The organism is Pseudomonas piscis (assembly GCF_009380155.1).
GTDB lineage: Bacteria > Pseudomonadota > Gammaproteobacteria > Pseudomonadales > Pseudomonadaceae > Aquipseudomonas > Aquipseudomonas piscis.
The window spans coordinates 314,314-335,336 of record NZ_WHUV01000003.1 but is presented as its reverse complement, the minus strand read 5'-3'; the positions used below and the strand labels follow the sequence as shown (position 1 = coordinate 335,336).

General features: G+C 64.6%; 20 protein-coding genes and 1 pseudogene. 11 read left to right on the top strand and 10 right to left on the bottom strand.

What is annotated here, in order from left to right:
* Positions 1-20: 20 nt before the first annotated feature.
* Positions 21-1,055: an alpha/beta fold hydrolase gene (locus GDH07_RS18420; protein ID WP_053131711.1), complete on the bottom strand. Its 1,035-nt coding sequence runs from the start codon at positions 1,053-1,055 to the stop codon at positions 21-23.
* A gap of 233 nt (positions 1,056-1,288) precedes the next feature.
* Between GDH07_RS18420 and metR the strand changes: the two genes are divergently transcribed.
* Positions 1,289-2,206: a transcriptional regulator MetR gene (metR, locus tag GDH07_RS18415; RefSeq protein ID WP_085595091.1), complete on the top strand. Its 918-nt coding sequence runs from the start codon at positions 1,289-1,291 to the stop codon at positions 2,204-2,206.
* Positions 2,207-2,230: 24 nt separating this feature from the next.
* Here metR and GDH07_RS18410 read toward each other — a convergent pair whose 3' ends face one another.
* The 6 genes from GDH07_RS18410 to GDH07_RS18385 form a co-directional block, all read right to left on the bottom strand.
* Positions 2,231-2,740 (bottom strand): GNAT family N-acetyltransferase, encoded by a 510-nt coding sequence (locus tag GDH07_RS18410; protein ID WP_031321378.1) that lies wholly within the window; start codon positions 2,738-2,740, stop codon positions 2,231-2,233.
* A gap of 2 nt (positions 2,741-2,742) precedes the next feature.
* Positions 2,743-3,108: a nuclear transport factor 2 family protein gene (locus GDH07_RS18405; RefSeq protein WP_152898468.1), complete on the bottom strand. Its 366-nt coding sequence runs from the start codon at positions 3,106-3,108 to the stop codon at positions 2,743-2,745.
* Between the two features lie 16 nt (positions 3,109-3,124).
* Positions 3,125-3,763, bottom strand: a complete 639-nt coding sequence (locus GDH07_RS18400) for a LysE family translocator (RefSeq protein ID WP_022643459.1) — start codon at positions 3,761-3,763, stop codon at positions 3,125-3,127.
* Between the two features lie 23 nt (positions 3,764-3,786).
* Positions 3,787-4,218: an NUDIX hydrolase gene (locus tag GDH07_RS18395; protein ID WP_053131715.1), complete on the bottom strand. Its 432-nt coding sequence runs from the start codon at positions 4,216-4,218 to the stop codon at positions 3,787-3,789.
* 87 nt (positions 4,219-4,305) lie between these two features.
* A complete protein-coding gene (gene nosR / locus GDH07_RS18390) occupies positions 4,306-5,652 on the bottom strand; it encodes a response regulator c-di-GMP phosphodiesterase, NosR family (protein ID WP_152898467.1) in 1,347 nt (448 codons plus the stop codon).
* A gap of 196 nt (positions 5,653-5,848) precedes the next feature.
* Positions 5,849-6,118, bottom strand: a complete 270-nt coding sequence (locus GDH07_RS18385; RefSeq protein WP_152898466.1) for a type B 50S ribosomal protein L31 — start codon at positions 6,116-6,118, stop codon at positions 5,849-5,851.
* A 120-nt stretch (positions 6,119-6,238) separates the two neighbouring features.
* Here GDH07_RS18385 and GDH07_RS18380 point away from each other — a divergent pair.
* The 6 genes and pseudogenes from GDH07_RS18380 to GDH07_RS18355 form a co-directional block, all read left to right on the top strand.
* Positions 6,239-6,337: pseudogene (locus tag GDH07_RS18380) on the top strand (LuxR C-terminal-related transcriptional regulator); the annotation flags it as partial.
* Positions 6,338-6,500: 163 nt separating this feature from the next.
* Positions 6,501-8,120, top strand: a complete 1,620-nt coding sequence (locus GDH07_RS18375; RefSeq protein ID WP_022643463.1) for an FMN-binding glutamate synthase family protein — start codon at positions 6,501-6,503, stop codon at positions 8,118-8,120.
* Between the two features lie 58 nt (positions 8,121-8,178).
* The gene (locus tag GDH07_RS18370; protein ID WP_152898465.1) at positions 8,179-8,475 is read left to right on the top strand and encodes a cupin domain-containing protein; all 297 of its coding nucleotides are present in this window, start codon (positions 8,179-8,181) and stop codon (positions 8,473-8,475) included.
* A gap of 78 nt (positions 8,476-8,553) precedes the next feature.
* Positions 8,554-9,396: an alpha/beta fold hydrolase gene (locus tag GDH07_RS18365; protein WP_152898464.1), complete on the top strand. Its 843-nt coding sequence runs from the start codon at positions 8,554-8,556 to the stop codon at positions 9,394-9,396.
* A gap of 248 nt (positions 9,397-9,644) precedes the next feature.
* A complete protein-coding gene (locus GDH07_RS18360; protein WP_152898463.1) occupies positions 9,645-10,238 on the top strand; it encodes a papain-like cysteine protease family protein in 594 nt (197 codons plus the stop codon).
* Between the two features lie 9 nt (positions 10,239-10,247).
* Complete coding sequence (locus GDH07_RS18355; RefSeq protein ID WP_152898462.1) at positions 10,248-10,847, top strand: hypothetical protein; 600 nt, start codon at positions 10,248-10,250, stop codon at positions 10,845-10,847.
* A 103-nt stretch (positions 10,848-10,950) separates the two neighbouring features.
* Here GDH07_RS18355 and GDH07_RS18350 read toward each other — a convergent pair whose 3' ends face one another.
* On the bottom strand, positions 10,951-12,369 hold the full coding sequence (locus GDH07_RS18350) for an amino acid permease (RefSeq protein WP_022643468.1): 1,419 nt from the start codon (positions 12,367-12,369) through the stop codon (positions 10,951-10,953).
* Positions 12,370-12,961: 592 nt separating this feature from the next.
* Between GDH07_RS18350 and GDH07_RS18345 the strand changes: the two genes are divergently transcribed.
* From GDH07_RS18345 to GDH07_RS18335, 3 genes are all read left to right on the top strand, one after another.
* Positions 12,962-16,069, top strand: a complete 3,108-nt coding sequence (locus GDH07_RS18345; protein WP_152898461.1) for a transglycosylase domain-containing protein — start codon at positions 12,962-12,964, stop codon at positions 16,067-16,069.
* A gap of 164 nt (positions 16,070-16,233) precedes the next feature.
* A complete protein-coding gene (locus tag GDH07_RS18340; protein ID WP_022640647.1) occupies positions 16,234-16,815 on the top strand; it encodes a PadR family transcriptional regulator in 582 nt (193 codons plus the stop codon).
* Positions 16,812-17,597: a siderophore-interacting protein gene (locus GDH07_RS18335; RefSeq protein WP_152898460.1), complete on the top strand. Its 786-nt coding sequence runs from the start codon at positions 16,812-16,814 to the stop codon at positions 17,595-17,597. The genes GDH07_RS18340 and GDH07_RS18335 overlap by 4 nt, the downstream gene beginning before the upstream one ends.
* Positions 17,598-17,651: 54 nt before the next feature.
* Here GDH07_RS18335 and GDH07_RS18330 read toward each other — a convergent pair whose 3' ends face one another.
* Together GDH07_RS18330 and GDH07_RS18325 are read right to left on the bottom strand one after the other, a co-directional pair.
* Complete coding sequence (locus GDH07_RS18330; protein WP_022640649.1) at positions 17,652-18,323, bottom strand: Pr6Pr family membrane protein; 672 nt, start codon at positions 18,321-18,323, stop codon at positions 17,652-17,654.
* Between the two features lie 8 nt (positions 18,324-18,331).
* Positions 18,332-18,562: a VF530 family protein gene (locus tag GDH07_RS18325; RefSeq protein ID WP_022640650.1), complete on the bottom strand. Its 231-nt coding sequence runs from the start codon at positions 18,560-18,562 to the stop codon at positions 18,332-18,334.
* Positions 18,563-18,966: 404 nt separating this feature from the next.
* Between GDH07_RS18325 and GDH07_RS18320 the strand changes: the two genes are divergently transcribed.
* Positions 18,967-21,006, top strand: coding sequence for a TonB-dependent receptor (locus GDH07_RS18320; protein ID WP_152898459.1), 2,040 nt, complete (start codon positions 18,967-18,969; stop codon positions 21,004-21,006).
* Positions 21,007-21,023 lie beyond the last annotated feature (17 nt).

Genomic DNA, 21,023 nt, shown 5'->3' with positions numbered 1-21,023 from the left:
CTATCCGCTTGAGGCTTGGCTCAGAGCATGCGCCCCACTTCCAGCGGCTCGATCTGCGCCCAGTGCGACGTATCTTCGCGATGGCTTTGCAGGTACGGCAGCACCGCCGCCAGCAGTGGCGCCTTGAACGCTTCCTGGAAACGATGGGCCAGCCCCGGGATCAGCTTCAACTGGCTGCCCTGGATATGCGCGGCCAGATGCACCCCATGCATCACCGGCAGCAACGGATCGGCAGTGCCATGGACCACCAGGGTCGGCACCCGCAATTGCTTGAGCATGGTCACCCGGCTCGGCTCGGCGAGGATCGCCATGATCTGGCGCTTGACCCCCTCGGGATTGAACGCCCGGTCATAGGCCAGCGCCGCCTGGTGCAGCAATACCTGGCGATCGTCATGCACCTTGGGGCTGCCCAGGGCCGCCAGCAAGTCCGCCTGCTGTTCCAGGGCCGCCTCCCGGTTGGGCGCATTGCGCCGCGACAGCAACTGCACCAGCGCCGCGTTGGGTGCCGGCAGGCCTTCGGCGCCGGAACTGGTCATCACCAGGGTCAGGCTCTCGACCCGCTGCGGAGCCATCGCCGCCAGGTGCTGGGCGATCATCCCGCCCATGCTCGCCCCCAGCACATGGAACTGCTCCACATGCAGGGCATCCATCAGCCCCAGGGCATCATCGGCCATGTCGGTCAGGGTGTAGGGCGCGGCCACTGGCAGGCCGAGCTTGTAGCGCAGCACTTCGAGCGTCAGGTTGGCGCTGGCCGGCGCCTGGCGCCAGGTGGACAGGCCGACGTCGCGGTTGTCATAGCGGATCACCCGGAAGCCTTGCTGGCACAGGGCGACCACCACCTCGTCCGGCCAATGGATCAACTGCCCGCCCAGGCCCATGACCAGCAGCAGGGCCGGATCCGAAGCCCGGCCGATGCTCTGGTACGCCAGGCTCACCTGTGGCAGGTCGACCCGCTGGGTCGCCACATCGACGTCGCAACGCCCGGACGCAAAAACAAACTGGCCGAGCAATAGCCCGGCCAGCAAGAGACAACCTGAAAGAAATCTTGCCCGCATGGAAAACACCGAAACGCAGAACCCCAGTGGAGCGCGAGTCTGATGAAGTTCGATGATTCGCGCTGCCACAGTTGCGTGACAATTTGATGAAGATTGCCCCGACGGTCGTGCCCGCCGGAACGGCATGGGGCAAAACCCCGGATAAAGCGGCGCCAGTGGTCGACAGCCCCTTGAACATGAGACAAACTCACCAGCCTTCGCACTTATCAGTAAATTCATTCATGGAGAGCCCGGTGCTCGAGATCCGTCACCTGAAGACCCTGCACGCCTTGCGCGAAGCCGACAGCCTGGTCGAAGCCGCCGAACGCCTGCACCTGACCCAGTCCGCCCTGTCCCACCAGTTCAAGGAGTTGGAAGAGCGCCTGGGCATGCCGCTGTTCGTGCGCAAGACCAAGCCGGTACGCTTCACCAGCGCCGGCCTGCGCCTCTTGCAACTGGCGGACGCGACCCTGCCACTGCTGCGGGGCGCCGAACGCGACCTGTCGCGACTGGCCGGCGGCACCGCCGGGCGCCTGCACATGGCCATCGAATGCCACAGCTGCTTCCAGTGGCTGATGCCGACCATCGACCAGTTTCGCGACGCCTGGCCTGAGGTGGAGCTGGACCTGGCTTCGGGCTTTTCCTTCGCCCCGCTGCCGGCCCTGGCCCGTGGCGACCTGGACCTGGTGGTAACCTCCGACCCGGTGGACCTGGCCGGGATCACCTACGTGCCGCTGTTCACCTACGAGGCCATGCTGGCGGTCGCCAACCAGCACCCGCTGGCGGGCAAGCCCTACGTAGTTCCCGAAGACCTGCGAAGCGAAACTCTGATCACCTATCCGGTGGAGCGCGATCGCCTGGACATCTTCACCCGCTTCCTGGAGCCGGCGGACATCGAGCCGGCGCAGGTGCGCACCTCGGAACTGACGGTGATGATGATGCAGCTGGTGGCCAGCGGTCGCGGCGTGTGCGGCATGCCCCATTGGGCGCTGCATGAATACAGCTCGCGGGGCTATGTGAAGGCCAAGCGGCTGGGGGAAAAGGGCCTGTTCGCCACCCTGTACGCGGCGATTCGCGCCGATATGCTGGACGCGCCCTATATGCGTGATTTCCTGCTGACCGCCAAGGACACTTCGTTCTCGACCCTCGACGGGGTCAGTGCGGTGCGTTGATTGCCCGAAACTGCCGGTGGCGGCTCAGCCTTGCTCCGGCAGTCGGTACCACATGTGGATCTTGTCGAAGTAGTCATCCCCCACTCGCACCGCCAGGGGTTCGAGGCCGTACTGGACGAAACCGCAGCGCTGGTACAAGGCCAGCGCCGAGTCGTTGCCCGCCGTCACCGTCAGTTGCACCAGGCGCACGCCTTCGTATTCCGCGGCTTCGGCCAGCAGCTCCTGCACCAGGCGCAGGCCCAGGCCGCTGCTGCGCTGTTGGGCGGTGACGTACAAGCCAAAGAGCGTCGCCTTGTGCTGGGCTTTTTCGCGCAGCTCGAAGGCCAGGCCAACGACCCCCACCAGGCGCCCATCGCAGAAGGCCCCCAGTAGCACGTCCAACTCGCCATCCAGGCGCGCGGCCCACCAGGTCAGGGGCAGTTTTTCCCGCTCGCGGACACTGGAGGTGAATGCCTCGGGATGGCGGTCGTAGGCTTCGAGCATCAAGGCCCGGTACTGCTCGACATCCTCCGGGACCAGGCGCTGGATCTGCATGTTCAATCGAGGCTCTTCTGTCCGGTGATGAATGAGGCGGACTTTATCTTGCCGTCCTGCACTTCATAGATGGCTACGGTTTCCAGGGTTCCGGTGCCGTCGCTGAAGGTGCGGCTGATCAGTTCATGATCGATGACCACATTGCCCATCACCGAGCGCTGCACCAGCCGGGCGTGCAGGTTGGGCTCCTGGAAGCGCAGTTGCGCCCGGGCCCGGATCTCTTCATGACCACGGGCCAGCAAGGTCGCCGGATGCTCGTATTGCCGGGCGTCCCTGGCATAGGTCGCCAGCCAGGCCTCCAGGTCCTTGCGGTTATAGGCTTGCAGTTGCTCCTCGACCACGGCCTCGGGGCTGGAAAACTCTGTCATGGCACTACTCCTGTGTTCAGTTGGCACGACGTTGTTCGAACATCAAGCGCACCGCCAATCCTGCCAGCACGAAGCCCATGAAATAGCGCTGGACCGACAACCAGGTCGGATTGCTGGCGAACCAGGAAGCGATACCGGCGGCGAACAGGGCGATCAGCAGGTTCACCGAGAAACTCACGCTGATCTGGGTCAGGCCGAGGATGATGCTCTGGGTGAATACCGAACCGTATTCGGGGTGGATGAACTGCGGGAAGATCGACAGGTAGAACACGGCGATCTTGGGATTCAGGGCACTGGTCAGGAAGCCCATGGTCATCAGCTTGCGCGGCGAATCGGCCGGTAGTTGCTGGGCCTCGAAGGGCGACCGGGCACCGGGCTTGAGCGCCTGCCAGGCCAGCCACAGCAAGTACAGGGCACCTGCCCACTTGAGGACCTCATAAGCCATGGGCACCGCCATGAACACAGCGGTGAGCCCCAGGGAGGCGGCCATCAGGTGGACGAAGAATCCCGCCACCACGCCCAGCAACGAGGTTACGCCGGCCTTGCGTCCCTGGCAGATCGAACGGGAGATCAGGTAGATCATGTTCGGCCCGGGGGTCAGCACCATCAACAGGGAAGCGGCGACGAAAATCAGGTAGTCGTGCAGTGGAATCATGGCAGTCCTTGGCAAGTGATCGATCAGGCGAGGGTCGCTTGAGACTGGCGATAAAACGGCAAGATCAGATCCCGTGTCAACGGCGCCAGGAACAAATCTCCGTCGCCGGCCGGATCGATCCAGCGCACCTCCTCGATCTCCGCTGCCGGAGTCACCGGGGTATCGATACGGATCAGGAAGACCTCGGCCTGCACCACATGGCCGGGCTCATTGGCCGCGGGAGCCGAGAACTGCTGCAGGTAGCGGGCCTGGGCCGGGTCGATGCGCAGGCCCAGTTCCTCCTCCAGCTCGCGGGCCAGGGCATGCACCGGCTGCTCGCCGGCCTCGATCTTGCCGCCAGGCTGCATGAAGGCGCGGGTGCCGCGCTTGCGCACCAGCAGGGTGTGGCCGTCGGCGCCGATCAACAGCGCGGCGGCGATGCGAATGATGGAAGGATCAGCAGAAGAAGCAGGCATGGCGATGGGGTGACCTTGGAAATGAAGGGGCAAGGATCACACGTGCCGCCCTCCCGACGCTATCGAGCAATGGTCTTTCGCTGTCGCTCAGGCGCCCACGGTTTCTTCCCGGGGCAGCTTGACGAACACGCTGTAACGCGCGCCCTCCATGGTTTCGAAGGCAATCAGCTTGTCCACCAACGGCAGGTTGAGCACCTTGCCGGCATTGAGCAGCAACATGCCGTTGTCGGCGTTGAGGTTGCGCGCCAGGATCATGCCCGGCGCCAATTCGCGGGTACCCAGGACCCGGACCGACGGATCGCCCAGGGTCACGTCGCACAGGTACACCGAGCACACCTGGATGAAACCCTCCACCAGCTGCGGGTCGTACAGGCGCCCGGCGTACTTGCGAATGAAGACCAGGGCCTCGTCGCTGTTCATGCGGCGCTCCAGGATCAGGCCGCACTGCAACTCGATGAAATCCACCGCCAGCTTGAGCACCCGCGAGCCCAGGGGGATAGCCTCGCCCCTGAGCCGATCGGGAAAACCGCTGCCGTCCCAGTGTTCCTGGTGATGACGGATCAGCCGCGCGGCATCCTGCACCGGCTCCAGGGTCATCAACAGCGATTCGCTCTGTTGCGGATAGGCCCGGTAGCGCTCGCGTTGCTGGTGATGCAGCAGGTCCGCCGGGGTGGTCATCAGCTGATCGCTCCAGCTCAATTTGCCGATGTTGTGCAAGGCCGCGGCCATGGCCAGGTCGCGCTGGAAGATCGCATCCAACCCCTGGATCGTGCAGTAGGCACGTACCAGCTCGATGATCCGCCGATTGGTCTGCTTGGCCAGAGGCAGGCGCTGGTTGACCAACAGGGAAAACAGTTCGGCACCGGTGGCATAGCTGTGCTTGAGCTCCTCGTAGGCCAGGTCGAGCATGTCGGCGGTCTGCTGCAACTCGGCGGTGCGCGCCGCGACGCGTCTTTGCAACTGGACGTTGAGCGCCTTGAGCTCAGTGTTCTGCTGGCGCACCAGAAGCCCCAGGCGCTGGCGCTCACGCTCGGCATGCTGGTGGTCGAGGGCCTGGCGCAGGGCCAGCAGCAACTCCTGGTCGTCCCAGGGCTTGTTCAGGTAGCGATAGATCTCGCCCTCGTTGATGGCCCGGGCGACGAGCCTGGGGTCCGGGTCACCGGTCAGCAGGATCCGTGCGGTGTCCGGATACTGCTGGTGGATGCGCGTCAGCAGCGCCGGGCCATCCATCTGCGGCAGGTGGGCGGCGCTGATCACCAGGTCCACCTCGCAGTGGCCCATCACGTGCAGGGCCTGGATGGCGTCCCGGGCAAAATGCAGTGCATAGGGATGGGGGCTGAGCAACTGGCGCAGGCGTTGCAGGACCAGGTCCTGGGCGTCCACCAGCAGGACCCCGGGTAAGCGGGAGACTGTGACAACGTCCGGATCACCCATGGGGACACCTCGGGTCAACGTTGATGCACGCGTCCATCATTGCGTGTGCCGGCAACAACGAAGCTTGCTGCCTGATTGAAGATTAGAAGAATTTCCAATTGCGATGATGGCTTTTTAACACCATTCATCCAGCGACAGTGTCCCGCTGTCGTTCAGCGACGCCCCTGGCCAGTGGCGAGGGGCGCTGCCGGTGCACTCACTTGGCGGCCTTGCCGCCGGAGCCGAAGGATGCAAAACGCTTGTTGAAACCGGCGATACGGCCTTCGGACTGGGTCTTGCGCTGCTGGCCGGTGTACACCGGATGCGAGGCGCTGGAGACGTCCAGGGCCACATAGGGATAGGTCTGGCCGTCGCTGTACTGGTGGGTGCGATCGGTGTCCACGGTGGAGCCGATGAGGAAGAACACGTCGGCGGCGGTGTCGTGGAACAGCACGGTGCGGTAATCGGGATGGATACCGGGTTTCATGGGGGGCCTCCAGGGCGTTTGGGTGAATTCAATACGCTATAAAATAACATATCATAACTTTCCAAACGAGAACCGATTGCAACAAGCCCCTGGCTGCCTGTCTGTGCCGCGCCAGAGCGGCTGATCAGCGGTTGCTCCAGCAAGGAGATCGCCCGTAAGCTGGAAATTTCCACCGAGACGGTGAAAAACCATAAGACAATCAGCGCCAGCACGCTGGGGCATGGCTTCCCGGCTCCAGCTGTTCGCGGAACTTTCTTCAGGTGCATGGCGCCTGATAGCCGGCCCGGCCTGTCGCCGCGCCCGGACATAACAATAAGAACCAGCGCTCCAACAAGAATGAGTACCGACAAACGATCTGATGAGTCCGAACCAAGGAACCCGTATGAGCCTGTCACTCCTGAGCCGCTATGCCTTCTTTGCCGCCTGCGTGATATTCACCCTCGCCAGCCTGCCCTTCGTCGAATATGACTGGGTCTGGCCCTTCACCCTGGTCACCGGCCTGCTGAGCCTGCTGGGGATCTTCGACCTGCTGCAAAGTCCCCATGCCGTACGCCGCAACTACCCGATCCTGGGCAACATCCGCTACCTGGTCGAAGGCATCCGCCCGGAAATCCGCCAGTACCTGCTGGAGTCCGACAGCGACGCCCTGCCCTTCTCCCGGGCCCAGCGCTCGCTGGTCTATTCGCGGGCCAAGAACCAGAGTGCGGACAAACCCTTCGGCACCTTGATCGACGTCTACCAATCGGGGTTCGAGTTCATCGGCCACTCCATGCGCCCGGCGCCCCTGAGCGATCCCGACAGCTTTCGCGTCACCGTCGGCGGCCCACAGTGCACCCAGCCCTATTCGGCCTCGGTGTTCAACATCTCGGCCATGAGCTTCGGTTCCCTGAGCGCCAACGCCATCCGCGCGCTGAACCAGGGCGCCAAGCTCGGCAACTTCGCCCATGACACCGGCGAAGGCAGCATCAGCCCCTACCACCGCGAACACGGCGGCGACCTGACCTGGGAACTGGGCAGCGGCTACTTCGGCTGCCGCACCAGCGATGGGCGCTTCGACCCGGAGCGCTTCGCCGCCCAGGCCAGCAACCCCCAGGTACGGATGATCGAGATCAAGATGAGCCAGGGCGCCAAGCCTGGCCACGGCGGCATCCTGCCCAAGCACAAGGTGACCCAGGAAATCGCCGATACCCGGGGTATCCGCATGGGCGAGGACTGCATCTCGCCATCGAGCCACAGTGCCTTCTCCACCCCTATCGAAATGATGCATTTCATCCAGCAGTTGCGTGAACTGTCCGGTGGCAAGCCGGTGGGCTTCAAGTTCTGCCTGGGCCATCCGTGGGAGTTCATGGGCATCGCCAAGGCCATGCTGGAGACCGGCATCCTTCCGGACTTCATCGTGGTCGACGGCAAGGAGGGCGGCACCGGCGCCGCACCGGTGGAATTCACCGACCATATCGGTGCGCCGATGCGCGAAGGCCTGCTGTTCGTGCACAACACCCTGGTGGGCCTGAACCTGCGGGACAAGATCAAGCTCGGCGCCAGCGGCAAGATCGTCAGCGCCTTCGACATCGCCAGCGTACTGGCCATCGGTGCCGACTGGGCCAACTCGGCGCGCGGCTTCATGTTCGCCATCGGCTGCATCCAGTCGCAGAGCTGCCATACCAACAAGTGCCCGACCGGCGTGGCCACCCAGGACAACCTGCGCCAGCGGGCGCTGGTGGTACCGGACAAGGCCCAGCGGGTGTACAGCTTCCATCGCAATACCCTCAAGGCCCTGGCCGAGATGCTCGCCGCCGCCGGCCTGCAGCACCCTTCGCAATTGGAAGCCAAGCACCTGGTACGGCGCATGTCGGCCACCGAGATCAAGCTATTCTCCCAACTGCATGTATTCCTCAAGCCCGGCGAATTGCTGACCGGCGAAGTCACCGGCGAGTTCTACTCGCGCATGTGGCAACTGGCCCGCGCCGACAGCTTCGAGCCCAACACCCCGGCCGCGGCCTGATCGCGGCCCCCGGGCCTGCCCCTGGCGGCCCGGGCCTTGGCCCACAAGGAAGAGCGCCATGCCCCTGCTGTCATTCGACCGGTTGTCCCAGCAACTGCCCGAGCCCTGGCAATCCTCGCCGGTGGGGCGGATCGGCCCGGCCTGCGTCAAGGTCCTGCGCATGGACCAGCAGCCCAGCGGCGACGAAGTCCACGACTACGACGAAGGCCTGCTGGTGACCGAGGGCTGCCTGCGCCTGGGCATCGACGGCGGCACCGTGCAGGTGCAGGCCGGGCAGATGTACCTGGTGCCGGCCGGGCAGGTCCACAGCGTGCTCCCGGGCAGCCAGGGCACCCTGGTGATCATCGATACTTAGAGCCGTGCGCCCGCAACGGCGTCCCGGCGCGCCCACCCACGGCCCGTAGCGGCCGACCCCATAGCCACGGAGAAAGCCATGTCCCATCGCTTGCTTGCAGGGCTCGTCCTGCTGCTGTCGTTCACCAGCACCTTCGCCAGCGAGCGCTGGCAGACCCTGCCGCCCACTCCAGCCCCGGTGGCCGGGGCCCAGGGTGGATATGCAAAGGTCAATGGCATACGCCTCTACTACAGCAGGATCGGCCATGGTTCGCCGGTGGTGCTGCTACATGGCGGCCTGGGCAATGCCGACTACTGGGGCCATCAGGTCAAGGCCCTGGCCGCCCGGCACACGGTGATCAGCGTCGACAGCCGTGGCCATGGACGCAGCACCCGCGACGCGCGCCCCTACGGCTACGACCTGATGGCCGACGACGTGGTCGCCCTGCTCGACCAGCTGAAAATCCCCCGGGCCGATTTCGTCGGCTGGAGCGATGGCGCGATTCTCGGCCTGGACCTGGCCATGCGCTATCCGCAACGGGTGGGCAAGGTCTTCGCCTATGCCGCCAACACTCGCACCGACGGGGTCAGGGAAGGGGTGGAGAACAATCCGACCTTTGCCGCCTACATCGAGCGCGCCGGCAAGGAATACGCGAAGCTGTCGCCAACACCCGGGGAGTACCAGGCCTTCGTCGAGCAGATCAGCCACATGTGGGCCAGCCAGCCCAACTGGAGCGACGCCGACCTTTCCAGGATCAAGGCGCCGGTACTGATCGTCGATGGCGATCGCGACGAAGCCATCAAGCGTGAACACACCGAATACATGGCGGCGACGATTCCCGGGGCCGGGCTGTTGATACTGCCCAATGCCAGCCATTTCGCCTTTCTCCAGGATCCCGATTTCTTCAACGCCGCCCTCGAGCATTTCCTCGACGGCCAATGACCCCGGCCTTTCCCCCACCCCACCACGGATGTCCCCTTTAGCGGGGACGTCTTTATCGGCAGTTTTGCATAAGCGCATATTTAAATTGCATTGACGCATATTTCATCTAAGGTTGATTACAGACCCGACAGCGCCTGCCATCGAGGCTGGCCTGGCGCGATGCTCGGCATCCGGGTCCGGTACGCCGCTCGCTCCCGTGCGGCGACGAACACCAGCCGGAGGCTGGTTTTCATTCACGGAGGATGAACATGCTAAGCACTACCCTGCCCCCTATCGGCAATCCACAAGTCATGCCCCGCTGCCTGGCCGGCACCCTGCTGGACCCGGAGCTGGACGAGATCACTCAAGCTGCCGAGGCCGCGCCCCTGGCCGGCGCCCGCCTGAGCTTCAACATCCAGCAGCAAACCCAGACCAACTGGTGCTGGGCCGCCCTGTCGGCCTCGGTCGGCAATTACTACAACACCGGCTCCTGGACCCAATGCGGCGTGGCCAACGCCGAGCTGGGCCGCAGCACCTGCTGCAGCCAGCCCGGACCGTGCAACGTCTATGGCTACCTGGACTCGGCCCTGCGTACCACCGGCAGCTACGGCGGCATGCGCGAAGATCGCATGCAGATGGCCGCCATCGAGAACCAGCTCGGTATGGGCCGCCCCGTCGGCCTGCGCTGCGCCTGGTACGGCGGTGGCGCGCATTTCCTGGCGATCTACGGCACCGACGGCGGCTACGTACTGGTGGCCGACTCGATCTTCGGCTACTCGACCCGCGCCCTGAACAGCTTCCCCGGCACCTACAACGGCGGCGGCAGCTGGACCCACACCTACTTCACCCGGAAAAACTACTGAGGAGGCAGCATGCAACTGACTTATCCAAAGGCGCCCGTCGGTGGCGTCCAGCAACTGCGTCCGATCCTGCAGGCGGCCCTGCAGACCCAGGGCTTCGGTATCAATCGCGCTTTCGCCAATGCCGGCCCGGCCACCTTGAACCTGTCCCAGGCCTTTCGTGGCTATACCCTGAGCCTGGAAGACCTGGCCAACGGCCAGGACCTGGCCCAGGCCACGCCCGGCGATTGGCATTACCTGGTGTTCGCCGGTGGCGTCTCGATCGCCGATGCCCAACTGACCGAAACCACCGGCCAGCTGGAGTTCTGCGCGCTGAACCACGGAGCCCTGGCGGCCTCGACCATCAGCGCCCTGAACCTGGCCGAGCAAGCCCCGCAGCTGCAAGGCAAGTCCTATGAACTGCGCTTGTTGTTCGTCCCGGCCCTGCAAGCGACGCTGATCTGGCTGCACGGCGACGCCGAGGAAGTGCTGATCCCCATCGAGCCCACGCCCGCCAACCTGGCACCCCGGCAGCTCTACAGCGAGGCCACGCTGTTCGGCCTGCTGGTACCGGCCGCCAAGCAGGCCAAGGCTGTGTTCGATGCCGACACCAGCGGCACCCTGGGCGGTTGAGCCCGGCCAAAAAAAATCCGGCGCCCCTCGCGGGACGCCGGATTTTTCATTGCCTGGCCATCAGGCCGGGCTGCTCACGCCGAGAACAGCACCGGGACGCGGGTCAGGAGGCCGAACGGGCCTGCTGCTGGGTGTTGGTCGGCTGCAGGTTGAGCATGTAGAACAACGCGGTCAGCAGCACCAGGAACGCCGGGCCGACATACAGCGCCACGCGGGTATCCGGGAAGTAGGCCATCAGCCCCACCACCAGCACCAGGAACGCCAGCGCCAGGTACGAGCTGATCGGGTACAGCCACATGCGGTACTTGAGGCCAGCGCGCTCGGCCGCAGTCAGGCCTTTGCGGAACTTGAGCTGGGCCAGGAGGATCATCACCCAGGTCCAGATCGCGCCGAAGGTGGCGATGGAGGTCACCCAGACGAACACCTTCTCGGGCACCAGGTAGTTGAGCAGCACGCCCAGCAGCAAGGCGAAGATCGACAGCAGCAAGGCGCGACGCGGCACGCCGCTTTCCGAGGTCTTGGCGAAGCTGGCCGGCGCCTGGCCGTTCTGCGCCAGGCTGTAGAGCATCCGACCGGTGCTGAAGATGCCACCGTTGCAGGACGACAAGGCCGCGGTGATCACCACGAAGTTGATGATGCCAGCGGCGGTCTTGATCCCCAGGCGCTCGAAAGTCATCACGAAGGGACTGCCCTGGGTGCCGATTTCGTTCCATGGGTAGATCGACAGGATCACGAACAGCGCGCCCACGTAGAACAGCAGGATGCGCCAGAACACCGAGCCGATGGCGTTGGGAATGGTTTTTTGCGGGTTGCGTGCTTCACCGGCGGTCAGGCCGATCATCTCCACGCCCAGGTAGGCGAACATCACCATCTGCAGGGACATCAGCACGCCAGTCACGCCGTTGGGCATGAAGCCGCCGTGGGTCCACAGGTTGGAGATCCCCAGAGCCACCCCATCGTTGCCGAAGCCGAAGGCGATGATGCCGACACCGCCGATGACCATGGCGATGATGGTGACGATCTTGATCAGGGCGAACCAGAACTCGAACTCACCGAAGGCCTTGACCGCGATCAGGTTGATCGAGCCCATGCTCACCAGGGCCGCCAGGGCCCAGATCCAGCGCGGTACATCGGGGAACCAGATGCCCATGTACACCGCCACGGCGGTGATCTCCGCGACGCAGGTCACCAGCCACAGGAACCAGTAGTTCCAGCCAGTGAGGAAGCCCGCCAGCGGGCCCAGGTAATCTTGTGCATAGCGGCTGAAGGAACCCGCGACCGGGTTGTGCACCGCCATCTCGCCGAGGGCGCGCATGATCACCAGGATCGCCAGGCCGCCGATGATGTAGGACAGCATGATCGCCGGACCGGCCATTTCGATGGCCTTGGCCGAGCCGAGGAACAGGCCGACGCCGATACAGGCGCCCAGGGCCATCAAGCGAATATGCCGTTCGCCGAGTTCGCGTTTCAGCGGGCCGCCCTGAGCGGTTTCGCCGTGGGGCAGTTGGTTGCCAACTGGCATAGAGATACAACCTCATTTTGTTATTGGATATGAACCACCGAGTCTTCCAGGTCGCGGCGGATAACCGCGGCCTGCTCGACCGGACCGGCCTTGTGGGACGGCGCGTCTGTAGGACAAAACCTGCCAGATCAGCGGGGTGCGCAGTATAAAAAGCTCGTCACAGGGCTTTTCACTCTATAAACAGCAAAATTCAGAGAGAAATCTCGGCAAAAACCGCTTTCACGGAGAAGCATTCCCTGCTTTTTTCCACCAAACCCCACTCGGAAAGGGGCGTGAGTATTGCACAGCCCCGGTGCCCCGTCATGCCCCTACCTAGGGCGTATTTACCTGGGAAAAGGCTCTATAACAGGGGTTTGCAAAGGGAGGTAGGCAGCCCTGCGTACAAGCCCACGACAGCCCTGGATCCGGGCTCGACTGGCTATTGGGTACAACGTACGACTCGCCCTGGTAGTGAGCGGATAACCAGCCAGAACGCAGACCTGATTCCCCGCTGACCCGCCAAACGGTCGTTTTGACAATTTCTTCACCACCGGCCGCCACCGACTAAGCTTCAGACAAGTCCGATCAATCTCTGTGGAGGGATCAATCGACTATGGGCGCTTTGGGGCACACCGATCCACGCAGTACCGCAGTGCCAAGCCACAGCGACGACGAAGCGCCTTTGCCCGAACGCCCCCGGCCCCGCCGTTATTTCTGGCGCCTGTTCTGGCTGTTGTTGTTGATCGCCCTGGTCGCCCTGGGCGTTGCCGCCAGCCGCGAAATGCGTACTTCCAGGTTCCAGGCCCGGGAATTCAGCAGCCTGGCCCGTGACCTGAGCTATTCCCTGCAACCTGGCCCCAGCGACGCGATTGTCTATCCCGGCGCCGGCCCCTTCGATCGACGCTTGGGTTACAGCGCCCTGGGCGAGTTCCTCCCACGCCTGCTCAAGCGGGGCTACCTGATCGAGTCCCAGGTACGGTTCTCCCCGGCATTGATGGACTACAGCGAAAACGGCCTCTTCGTGCCCTATGCCGAGAAGATCCAGGCCGGGCTATCCATCACCGATTGCCGCGCCGCGCCGCTGTACCGGTTCAAGTATCCGCAGCAGTTCTATGCCAGCTTCGCCAGCATCCCGCCCCTGGTGGTGCATAGCCTGCTGTTCATCGAGAACCGCGACCTGCTGGATCCACAGCTGGCCCAGGCCAATCCGGCGGTGGACTGGCCGCGCTTCGCCAAGGCCGCCTGGTCCCAGGTAGCCCGGCTGCTGCACCTGCCCGGCCAGAGCGCCGGGGGCAGTACCCTGGCCACCCAGCTGGAAAAATACCGCCATTCCCCCGATGGCCTGACGGTGTCGGGCGGGGAGAAGATCCGCCAGATGATTTCCGCCAGCGTGCGCGCCTATCAGGACGGCCCGCAGACCCTGGAGGCCCGCAAGCGCATCGTCCGCGACTACCTCAATAGCGTGCCGCTATCGGCCGTCCCCGGCCATGGCGAGGTGCACGGCATGGCTGAAGGATTGCGGGTCTGGTACGGCGCCGACTTCAGCCAGGTCAACCAGGCCCTGGCCGGCACCGGCACCGATGGCCACAGCCTGGCCCAGCGCGGCTTGGCCCTGCGCCAGGTGCTGTCGTTGATGATCGCCCAGCGCCGCCCCTCCCATTACCTGGCCAAGGGCCGTACGGAACTGGCGGACCTGACCGACAGCCATATCCGCCTGCTGGCGCAGAACAATGTCATAGACCCGGCGCTGAGCGCCGCCGCCCTGGCCAGCAAGGTGGCCTATCGCGACTGGCAGCAACAGCCGACGATCCAGCCGATCGAGACCAACAAGGGCATCAGCGTGGCCCGCAGCCGCCTGGCGGCCCTGCTCAACCGCCCGCTGTACGACCTGGATCGCCTCGACCTCTCGGCCACCAGCACCCTGCAGAGCGACCTGCAGCGCCAGGCCACTGAGTACCTCAAGCACCTGGCCGACCCGGCGTTCGCCGCCCAGGTCGGAGTGCTCGGCGAACGCCTGCTCACCCCCACCAGTACCACCCAGGTCCGCTACAGCTTCACCCTGTTCGAACTCACCGGCGACGGCTCCCGGGTGCGGGTGCAAACCGACAGCACCGACCAGCCCTTCGACATCAACGAAGGCAGCAAGCTGGAACTGGGCTCCACCGCCAAGCTGCGGGTGCTGACCACCTACCTGCAGATCATCGCCGAGCTGCATGACAAGTACGCCGGGCAGACCCCGGCGCAGTTGAAGAAAGTCCCGGTGGACGACCAGGACCGCCTGAGCCGCTGGGCCCTGGACTACCTGGCGCAGAACAGCGACCAGAGCCTGCCGAAGATGCTCGACGCCGCCCTGGATCGCACCTACTCCGCCAGCCCCGGCGAGGCGTTCTTCACCGGCGGCGGTGTGCACCACTTCCACAACTTTCGCAACGAGGACAACGGGCGCAGCCCGACCCTGCGCGATGCCCTGCGCGAATCCATCAACCTGCCGTTCATCCGCCTGATGCGCGACCTGGTGCGCTACAGCACCTACGGTGGCGACAGCACCAGCGCCGAGCTGCTCAAGGACGATGACAACCCACGGCGCCAGGAATACCTGGCGCGCTTCGCCGACCGCGAAGGCACCTCGTTCCTCCTGCGGTTCTGGAAGAAGTACCGCAACAAGGACACCCAGTCGCGCCTGGAAACCTTCCTCGACAGCATGCACCCCACGGCGATCCGCCTGGCCGCGGTGCATCGCTACCTGCTACCGGATGCCAGCCAGGACAGCTTCAACCGCTTCGTGCGGGCCCATATGAAAAACGCCAAGGTCGGCGAGAAGCTCACCGACGAGCGCCTGGACAAGCTCTACGCCAGCTACGGCCCTGGAGCCTACGACCTGCCGGACCAGGGCTACATCGCCAAGGTCCACCCGCTGGACCTGTGGCTGCTCGGCTACCTGATGAACAACCCCGAAGCCAGCTTCAGCCAGGTGGTCAAGGCCAGCGAGTTCGAACGCCAGGAGGTCTACAGCTGGTTGTTCAAGAGCCGTCACCGCAGCGCCCGGGACAGCCGCATCCGCACCATGCTGGAGATCGAGGCGTTCCTCGACATCCACCAGCGCTGGCAGGCCGTGGGCTATCCGTTCGACCACCTGGTGCCGTCCCTGGCCACCGCCATCGGCAGTTCCGGCGACCGGCCAGCGGCCCTGGCCGAGCTGGTGGGGACCATTCTCAACGACGGTGTGCGCCTGCCGACCCTGCGCATCGACAGCCTGCACTTCGCCGCCGGCACACCCTATGAAACCCGCTTGCTCAACGACCCGGACAAGGGCCAGCGGGTAATGCCTTCGCAGGTGGCCACGGCGCTGCGCGGGGCCCTGTCCCAGGTGGTGGATGCAGGCACGGCAAAGCGGGTATCCGGCAGCTTCAAGCTGGCCGACGGCACGCCCCTGGCCATGGGCGGCAAGACCGGCACTGGCGACAACCGCATCGAAGCCATCGGCGCCGGAGGCCGGGTGCTGAGCTCCAAATCCATCAACCGCACCGCGACCTTCGTGTTCTACATCGGCGATCACCACTTCGGCACCCTCACCGCCTATGTTCCCGGCGCCTCCGCCCAAGCCTTCAAGTTCACCTCGGCCTTGCCGGTGCAGGTGCTCAAGGGCATGGCGCCGATCCTCATGCCCTACCTGCAACCGGGTAGCGGCACCCAGTGCCAGGGCAACCTGGCGCAACGCTGACACCCTCCACGCCGGCCAACCCCGGGGCTGGCTGCACGGTATTTCGTGCTCTCTTTGCCAACTGGCGCTCGCGACGAACGGTGGCCCCGGGTCGTGCGGAACCGCTTGCGTCAGCATTAAGATATATCTTAAGTTATGTCTTAACCAAAACGGAGAGCACGAAAATGAGAGAGCACCACCACCCCCACCATCACCGCGGACATGGCGACGGCCCCGAAGGCTTCGAGCGCCGCGGCGGCCGTGAGCGCGGCGGCCGTGGCCCACGGGTATTCGCCCCCGGCGACCTGAAGCTGCTGTTGCTGGCGTTGATCGCCGACGAGCCTTGCCATGGCTACGACCTGATCCGCCAGATCGAAACCATGTTCGATGGCGTCTACAGCCCAAGCCCGGGCGTGATCTACCCGACCCTGACCTTCCTGGAAGAAAGCGAAATGATCCAGGGCGATGCCGAAGGCGGAAAAAAACGCTACAGCGCCACCGACACCGGTCGTCTGTTCCTCAAGGAGCAGGCCGTTGCCCTGGATGGCGTGCGCATGCGCATCGAAGTCAGCAAGCGCTCGCTGCGCGGGCATGACCGCCCGGCAGAAATCCACGAGGCGGTGCACAACCTGCGCCATGCCCTGCAAATGCATAACGGTCGCTGGAGCCCCGAGGAAATCCTGCGGGTCCGCGATCTGCTGAACAACACCGCCAAGGCCATTGTCGATGGTCCTGCAACCCCTTCCAGCCAGGAGAAAGCCGAATGACTGCCACCCCCGAACTGTCCATTCACCGGGTCATGCACGAGATCAAGCGCCGGCGCCTGCAGGTCCTGCGTGTGGTCGACGTCACCCCGCGCATGCGCCGGGTCACCCTGGGCGGCCCGGAACTGGCCGGGTTCCTCAGCCTGGGCAGCGACGACCATGTGAAGTTGCTGTTCCCGCAGAACGCCGAACAGCAAGCCGCCCTGCAAACCCTGGTCATGGGCCCGGGCAAGGACAGCGGACCGATGCCGGCCATGCGCGACTACACCCCGCGCCGCTACGACCCGCAGTTGGGTGAGCTGGACATCGACTTCGTCTTGCACGGCGACGGCCCCGCATCGACCTGGGCCGAACAGGTCCAGCCCGGACAGGAGCTGCACATCGCCGGGCCACGAGGCTCGATGGTGGTCCCGGATATCTTCGACAGCTACCTGCTGATCGGCGATGAAACCGCCCTGCCGGCCATCGCCCGGCGCCTGGAGGAACTGCCTGCCGGCCGCCGGGTCCTGGCGGTGATCGAAATCCAGGATCGTGCCGAACGCCAGGCGCTGCACAGTGCCGCCGAGGTGGAAGTGATCTGGGTCGAACGCGATGGCGGCCAGCAGGATCTGCATGCTTGCGTGCGCGAGCTGCAAGTGCCCCAAGGCCGGCTGTATGCCTGGATCGCCACCGAGAGCAAGGTCTCGCGGCAACTGCGCCGGATTCTGCTCGATGAACACCGGCTCGACGACGAGTTCGTCAAGGCCGTCGGCTACTGGCGCCTGGATACCAGCGAAGAAGACTGATCGCTCACCCGCCAAGCCCTCGCCGGCGCAGGTGCCCAGCACCTCGCCGGCGAATCATTTCTGGCCCGCGCAATGCCGGCGCCCCAGCCAGTGGTCCAACCCCAGCAATAGCAGCGACACCAGGACGAACCCTGCCAGCAGTCCCAGGGCATTGAGCACGGCCCGGGGATACCCCAGCCGGTCAACGGCGATGAAGGGATAGGGATAGAGCCCGAGCAAGTGACCGCGCAGGAGCAGGTAGGCGAAGTACAAGGTCGGGTACAGCGTCCATAGCCCGACATGGCGCAAACGCAGGCGGCCCTTGGGTACGCAGCAGCACCAGTAGGCCAGGAACAGCAGCGGCATCACATCGTGCAGCAGCTCATCGGCCAGCCACTGCCAGCCTTGGGGATGCCACAAGTGGCGCAGCAGCAGGTTGTAGGCCAGGCCCACCAGCACGATGCTGGCCGCCACCGCGCCACTGACCCAGGGTTGGAGCATGAACGCCTGCCCGCGGGAAACCCGCAGGTTCAGGGCGCAGGTCAGCACGCTGGCCACCAGGGTATTGCTGAGCACGGTGAAGAAACTGAAGAAGTTCACCAGGCCGCCCAGCAAGCTGGCGCCGACATCCCAGCGCAGCAACAGGATCAGGTACAGCTGCACCGCCAGGCCGAACCAGCCAAGGAATGCCGCGATCGCGATCAGGCCGCGCCGAGCGGACCACTGGGCCAGCGATCCGTCCTCCATGCGGGGCCTCAGAGCGGACGCTTGGTGCGCTGCAATTTCACGTAGAGCCGCTCGACCTTCTCCCGGGCCCAGGGCGTCTTGCGCAAGAACGTCAGGCTCGACTTGATGCTCGGATCGCTCTTGAAGCAGCGGATGTCGATGCGTTCCGCCAGTCCCGACCATTCGTAGTGCTCCACCAAGGCCTTGAGGATCTGTTCCAGGGTCACGCCATGCAGCGGGTCGGTGTGGGTAACGGTCATGCCAGGCCTTCGAACGCAGATGAGGAAAACAAGCCGCGCACCTTAGCCGACGGCCTGCGCCCGCGCCAGTGCGCTGGATTAACTGTAGCCGCTAGGCAGCCCGCAAGGCTGCGCAGGCCTTCAATGATCGACTGGCCAAATTCGTCACCAGCCCCTACCTGCCGGCCGCTGCGCGCCCGTTCACAGCCTGCGGCAGCGGCGATGCGCGGACGGCTTGGCTGCCGTTGCGCCAAGCCGCGAAGGCACCCCGATGCGAGTCGATGAAAAAGTTCCTGGCTTTTTCACGCATTTGAGATGTTATATTGTATCAACACATAACAACTCACCCGCGCTTCGGGTGTCCCGTGTCCTGCCTGTTTTTCGACTCATATGCGCGTCGCGCAATGCTTGCCAAGGAACGACCGATGTCCCTCTCAGCTCACCGCCCTTCTCGCTCGCTACTGTGGCGCCTGTCGCCGCTGTCCGCCGCCGTGCTGATCGCCTCCCAGGCCCACGCCGTGGAACTGCCGCAACAGGTCATCACCGCCAACCCCCTGGGCAACACCGAACTGGCCGCCCCTACCACCGTGGTGGAAGGTGATGCGCTGACCCTGGCGCAGAAGGGCAGCCTCGGCGAGACCCTGAACAAGCAGCCGGGGGTGTCTTCGTCGTACTTCGGCCCCGGTGCCAGCCGCCCGGTGATCCGCGGCCTGGACGGCGATCGCATCCGCATCCTGCGCAATGGCGTCGGTGCCCTGGACGCCTCGTCGCTGTCCTATGACCACGCCGTGCCTCTGGACCCGGTCAACGTCGAGCGCATCGAGATCGTCCGTGGCCCGGCAGCCCTGCTCTATGGCGGCAACGCCATCGGCGGGGTGATCAACAGCTTCGATAACCGCATCCCCACCGAAGCCATCGAGGGCATCCACGGTGCCGGCGAGTTGCGCTACGGCGGTGCCGACACCACCCGCAGCAGCGCCGGCAAGCTGGAAGCCGGCAACGGCACCTTCGCCCTGCACCTGGACGCCAACTCACGGCAGTTCAACGATCTGAAGATCCCGGGTTACGCCCGTAGCCGCCATGCTCCGGCAAGCGAAGACGGCAACGGCAAGAAAGGCCGCCTGGGCAACAGCGACGGCCGCCAGGACGGTGGTGCCATCGGCGGTTCCTACACCTGGGACGACGGCTACGCCGGCTTGTCCTACAGCAACTACGACTCCAACTACGGCTCCCCAGCCGAGCAGGACGTACGCATCCGCATGAAGCAGGACCACTACGCCTTCGCTTCCGAGTTGCGCAACCTGCAAGGCCCTTTCAGTTCGCTGAAGTTCAATGCCGGCTATACCGACTACGAACACCGCGAGATCGAAGGCGGCGAAACCGGCACCACCTTCAAGAACAAGGGTTATGAAGCCCGGGTCGAGGCTCGGCACTTGCCCATCGGCCCGCTCGAAGGGGTGGTCGGGGCCCAGTTCAACCGCAACGAATTCTCGGCCCTGGGCGAGGAAGCCTTCGTCCCGAAAACCGATACCAACAGCGGCGCGCTGTTCATCCTCGAGGAACTGCAAGCCACGGACCGCCTGAAACTCAGCCTTGGCGGGCGCCTGGAACACACCGTCGTGGACCCGGATGGCAAGGGCAACGAACGCTTCGCCCAGGCCGACAAATCCAGCAGTTTCACCGCCGGCAGCCTGTCCTCGGGCGCGGTCTACACCCTGACTCCGGTCTGGTCCCTGGCTGCCACCCTGGGCTACACCGAACGCGCGCCGACCTTCTACGAGCTGTATGCCAATGGCGCCCACGTCGCCACCGGCACCTACGAAGTGGGCAACGCCAAGCTGTCCAAGGAAAAAGCCGTCTCCAGCGACCTGGCCCTGCGCTTCGACAACGGCGTGCATAAAGGCAGCGTCGGGGTGTTCTACAGCCACTTCTCCAACTACATCGGCCTGCTGGGTACGGGGCGTACACTCGACGATGAAGGCGAAGAAGATCTGGCAGGGCATCCGGAATATATCTACAGCGGAGTGCGGGCGCGCTTCACCGGAATCGAAGCCCAGGATCGCTGGACCCTGGGAGAGAACGCCTACGGCAAGTTCGCCCTGGAGCTGTCCGGCGACTACACCCGGGCCAAGAACCTGGACAACGGCCAGGACTTGCCGCGTATAGCACCACTGCGCCTGAACAGCGGCCTGCTCTGGGAACTGGACCGCTGGCAGGCCCGGCTGGACGTGCAACACGCCGCCAGCCAAGGCCGAGTACCGGACAACGAAAGCGGCACCGATGGCTACACCACCCTGGGAGCCAGCGCCGGGTATCGCTTCGACATCGGCAGCAGCCAGTGGCTGGCCTTCGTCAAGGGCGAGAACCTGACCAACCAGACCGTGCGCTACGCCAGTTCGATCCTGCGGGATATCGCCCCAGCGGCCGGGCGCAGTGTGGAAGTGGGCCTGCGCACTACCTTCTAAGGCCAGGCCAGCCAGCG

Excerpts from the sequence above, each read along its gene's own strand:
- GDH07_RS18350 (WP_022643468.1), bottom strand. The coding sequence starts at position 12,369 with ATGCCAGTTGGCAACCAACTGCCCCACGGCGAAACCGCTCAGGGCGGC.
- GDH07_RS18410 (WP_031321378.1), bottom strand. The coding sequence starts at position 2,740 with ATGCAGATCCAGCGCCTGGTCCCGGAGGATGTCGAGCAGTACCGGGCC.
- GDH07_RS18405 (WP_152898468.1), bottom strand. The coding sequence starts at position 3,108 with ATGACAGAGTTTTCCAGCCCCGAGGCCGTGGTCGAGGAGCAACTGCAA.
- GDH07_RS18345 (WP_152898461.1), top strand. The coding sequence starts at position 12,962 with ATGGGCGCTTTGGGGCACACCGATCCACGCAGTACCGCAGTGCCAAGC.
- GDH07_RS18375 (WP_022643463.1), top strand. The coding sequence starts at position 6,501 with ATGAGCCTGTCACTCCTGAGCCGCTATGCCTTCTTTGCCGCCTGCGTG.
- GDH07_RS18325 (WP_022640650.1), bottom strand. The coding sequence starts at position 18,562 with ATGACCGTTACCCACACCGACCCGCTGCATGGCGTGACCCTGGAACAG.
- GDH07_RS18360 (WP_152898463.1), top strand. The coding sequence starts at position 9,645 with ATGCTAAGCACTACCCTGCCCCCTATCGGCAATCCACAAGTCATGCCC.
- GDH07_RS18400 (WP_022643459.1), bottom strand. The coding sequence starts at position 3,763 with ATGATTCCACTGCACGACTACCTGATTTTCGTCGCCGCTTCCCTGTTG.
- GDH07_RS18320 (WP_152898459.1), top strand. The coding sequence starts at position 18,967 with ATGTCCCTCTCAGCTCACCGCCCTTCTCGCTCGCTACTGTGGCGCCTG.
- GDH07_RS18365 (WP_152898464.1), top strand. The coding sequence starts at position 8,554 with ATGTCCCATCGCTTGCTTGCAGGGCTCGTCCTGCTGCTGTCGTTCACC.
- GDH07_RS18330 (WP_022640649.1), bottom strand. The coding sequence starts at position 18,323 with ATGGAGGACGGATCGCTGGCCCAGTGGTCCGCTCGGCGCGGCCTGATC.
- GDH07_RS18420 (WP_053131711.1), bottom strand. The coding sequence starts at position 1,055 with ATGCGGGCAAGATTTCTTTCAGGTTGTCTCTTGCTGGCCGGGCTATTG.
- GDH07_RS18370 (WP_152898465.1), top strand. The coding sequence starts at position 8,179 with ATGCCCCTGCTGTCATTCGACCGGTTGTCCCAGCAACTGCCCGAGCCC.
- nosR (WP_152898467.1), bottom strand. The coding sequence starts at position 5,652 with ATGGGTGATCCGGACGTTGTCACAGTCTCCCGCTTACCCGGGGTCCTG.
- GDH07_RS18335 (WP_152898460.1), top strand. The coding sequence starts at position 16,812 with ATGACTGCCACCCCCGAACTGTCCATTCACCGGGTCATGCACGAGATC.
- GDH07_RS18395 (WP_053131715.1), bottom strand. The coding sequence starts at position 4,218 with ATGCCTGCTTCTTCTGCTGATCCTTCCATCATTCGCATCGCCGCCGCG.
- GDH07_RS18355 (WP_152898462.1), top strand. The coding sequence starts at position 10,248 with ATGCAACTGACTTATCCAAAGGCGCCCGTCGGTGGCGTCCAGCAACTG.
- GDH07_RS18340 (WP_022640647.1), top strand. The coding sequence starts at position 16,234 with ATGAGAGAGCACCACCACCCCCACCATCACCGCGGACATGGCGACGGC.
- GDH07_RS18385 (WP_152898466.1), bottom strand. The coding sequence starts at position 6,118 with ATGAAACCCGGTATCCATCCCGATTACCGCACCGTGCTGTTCCACGAC.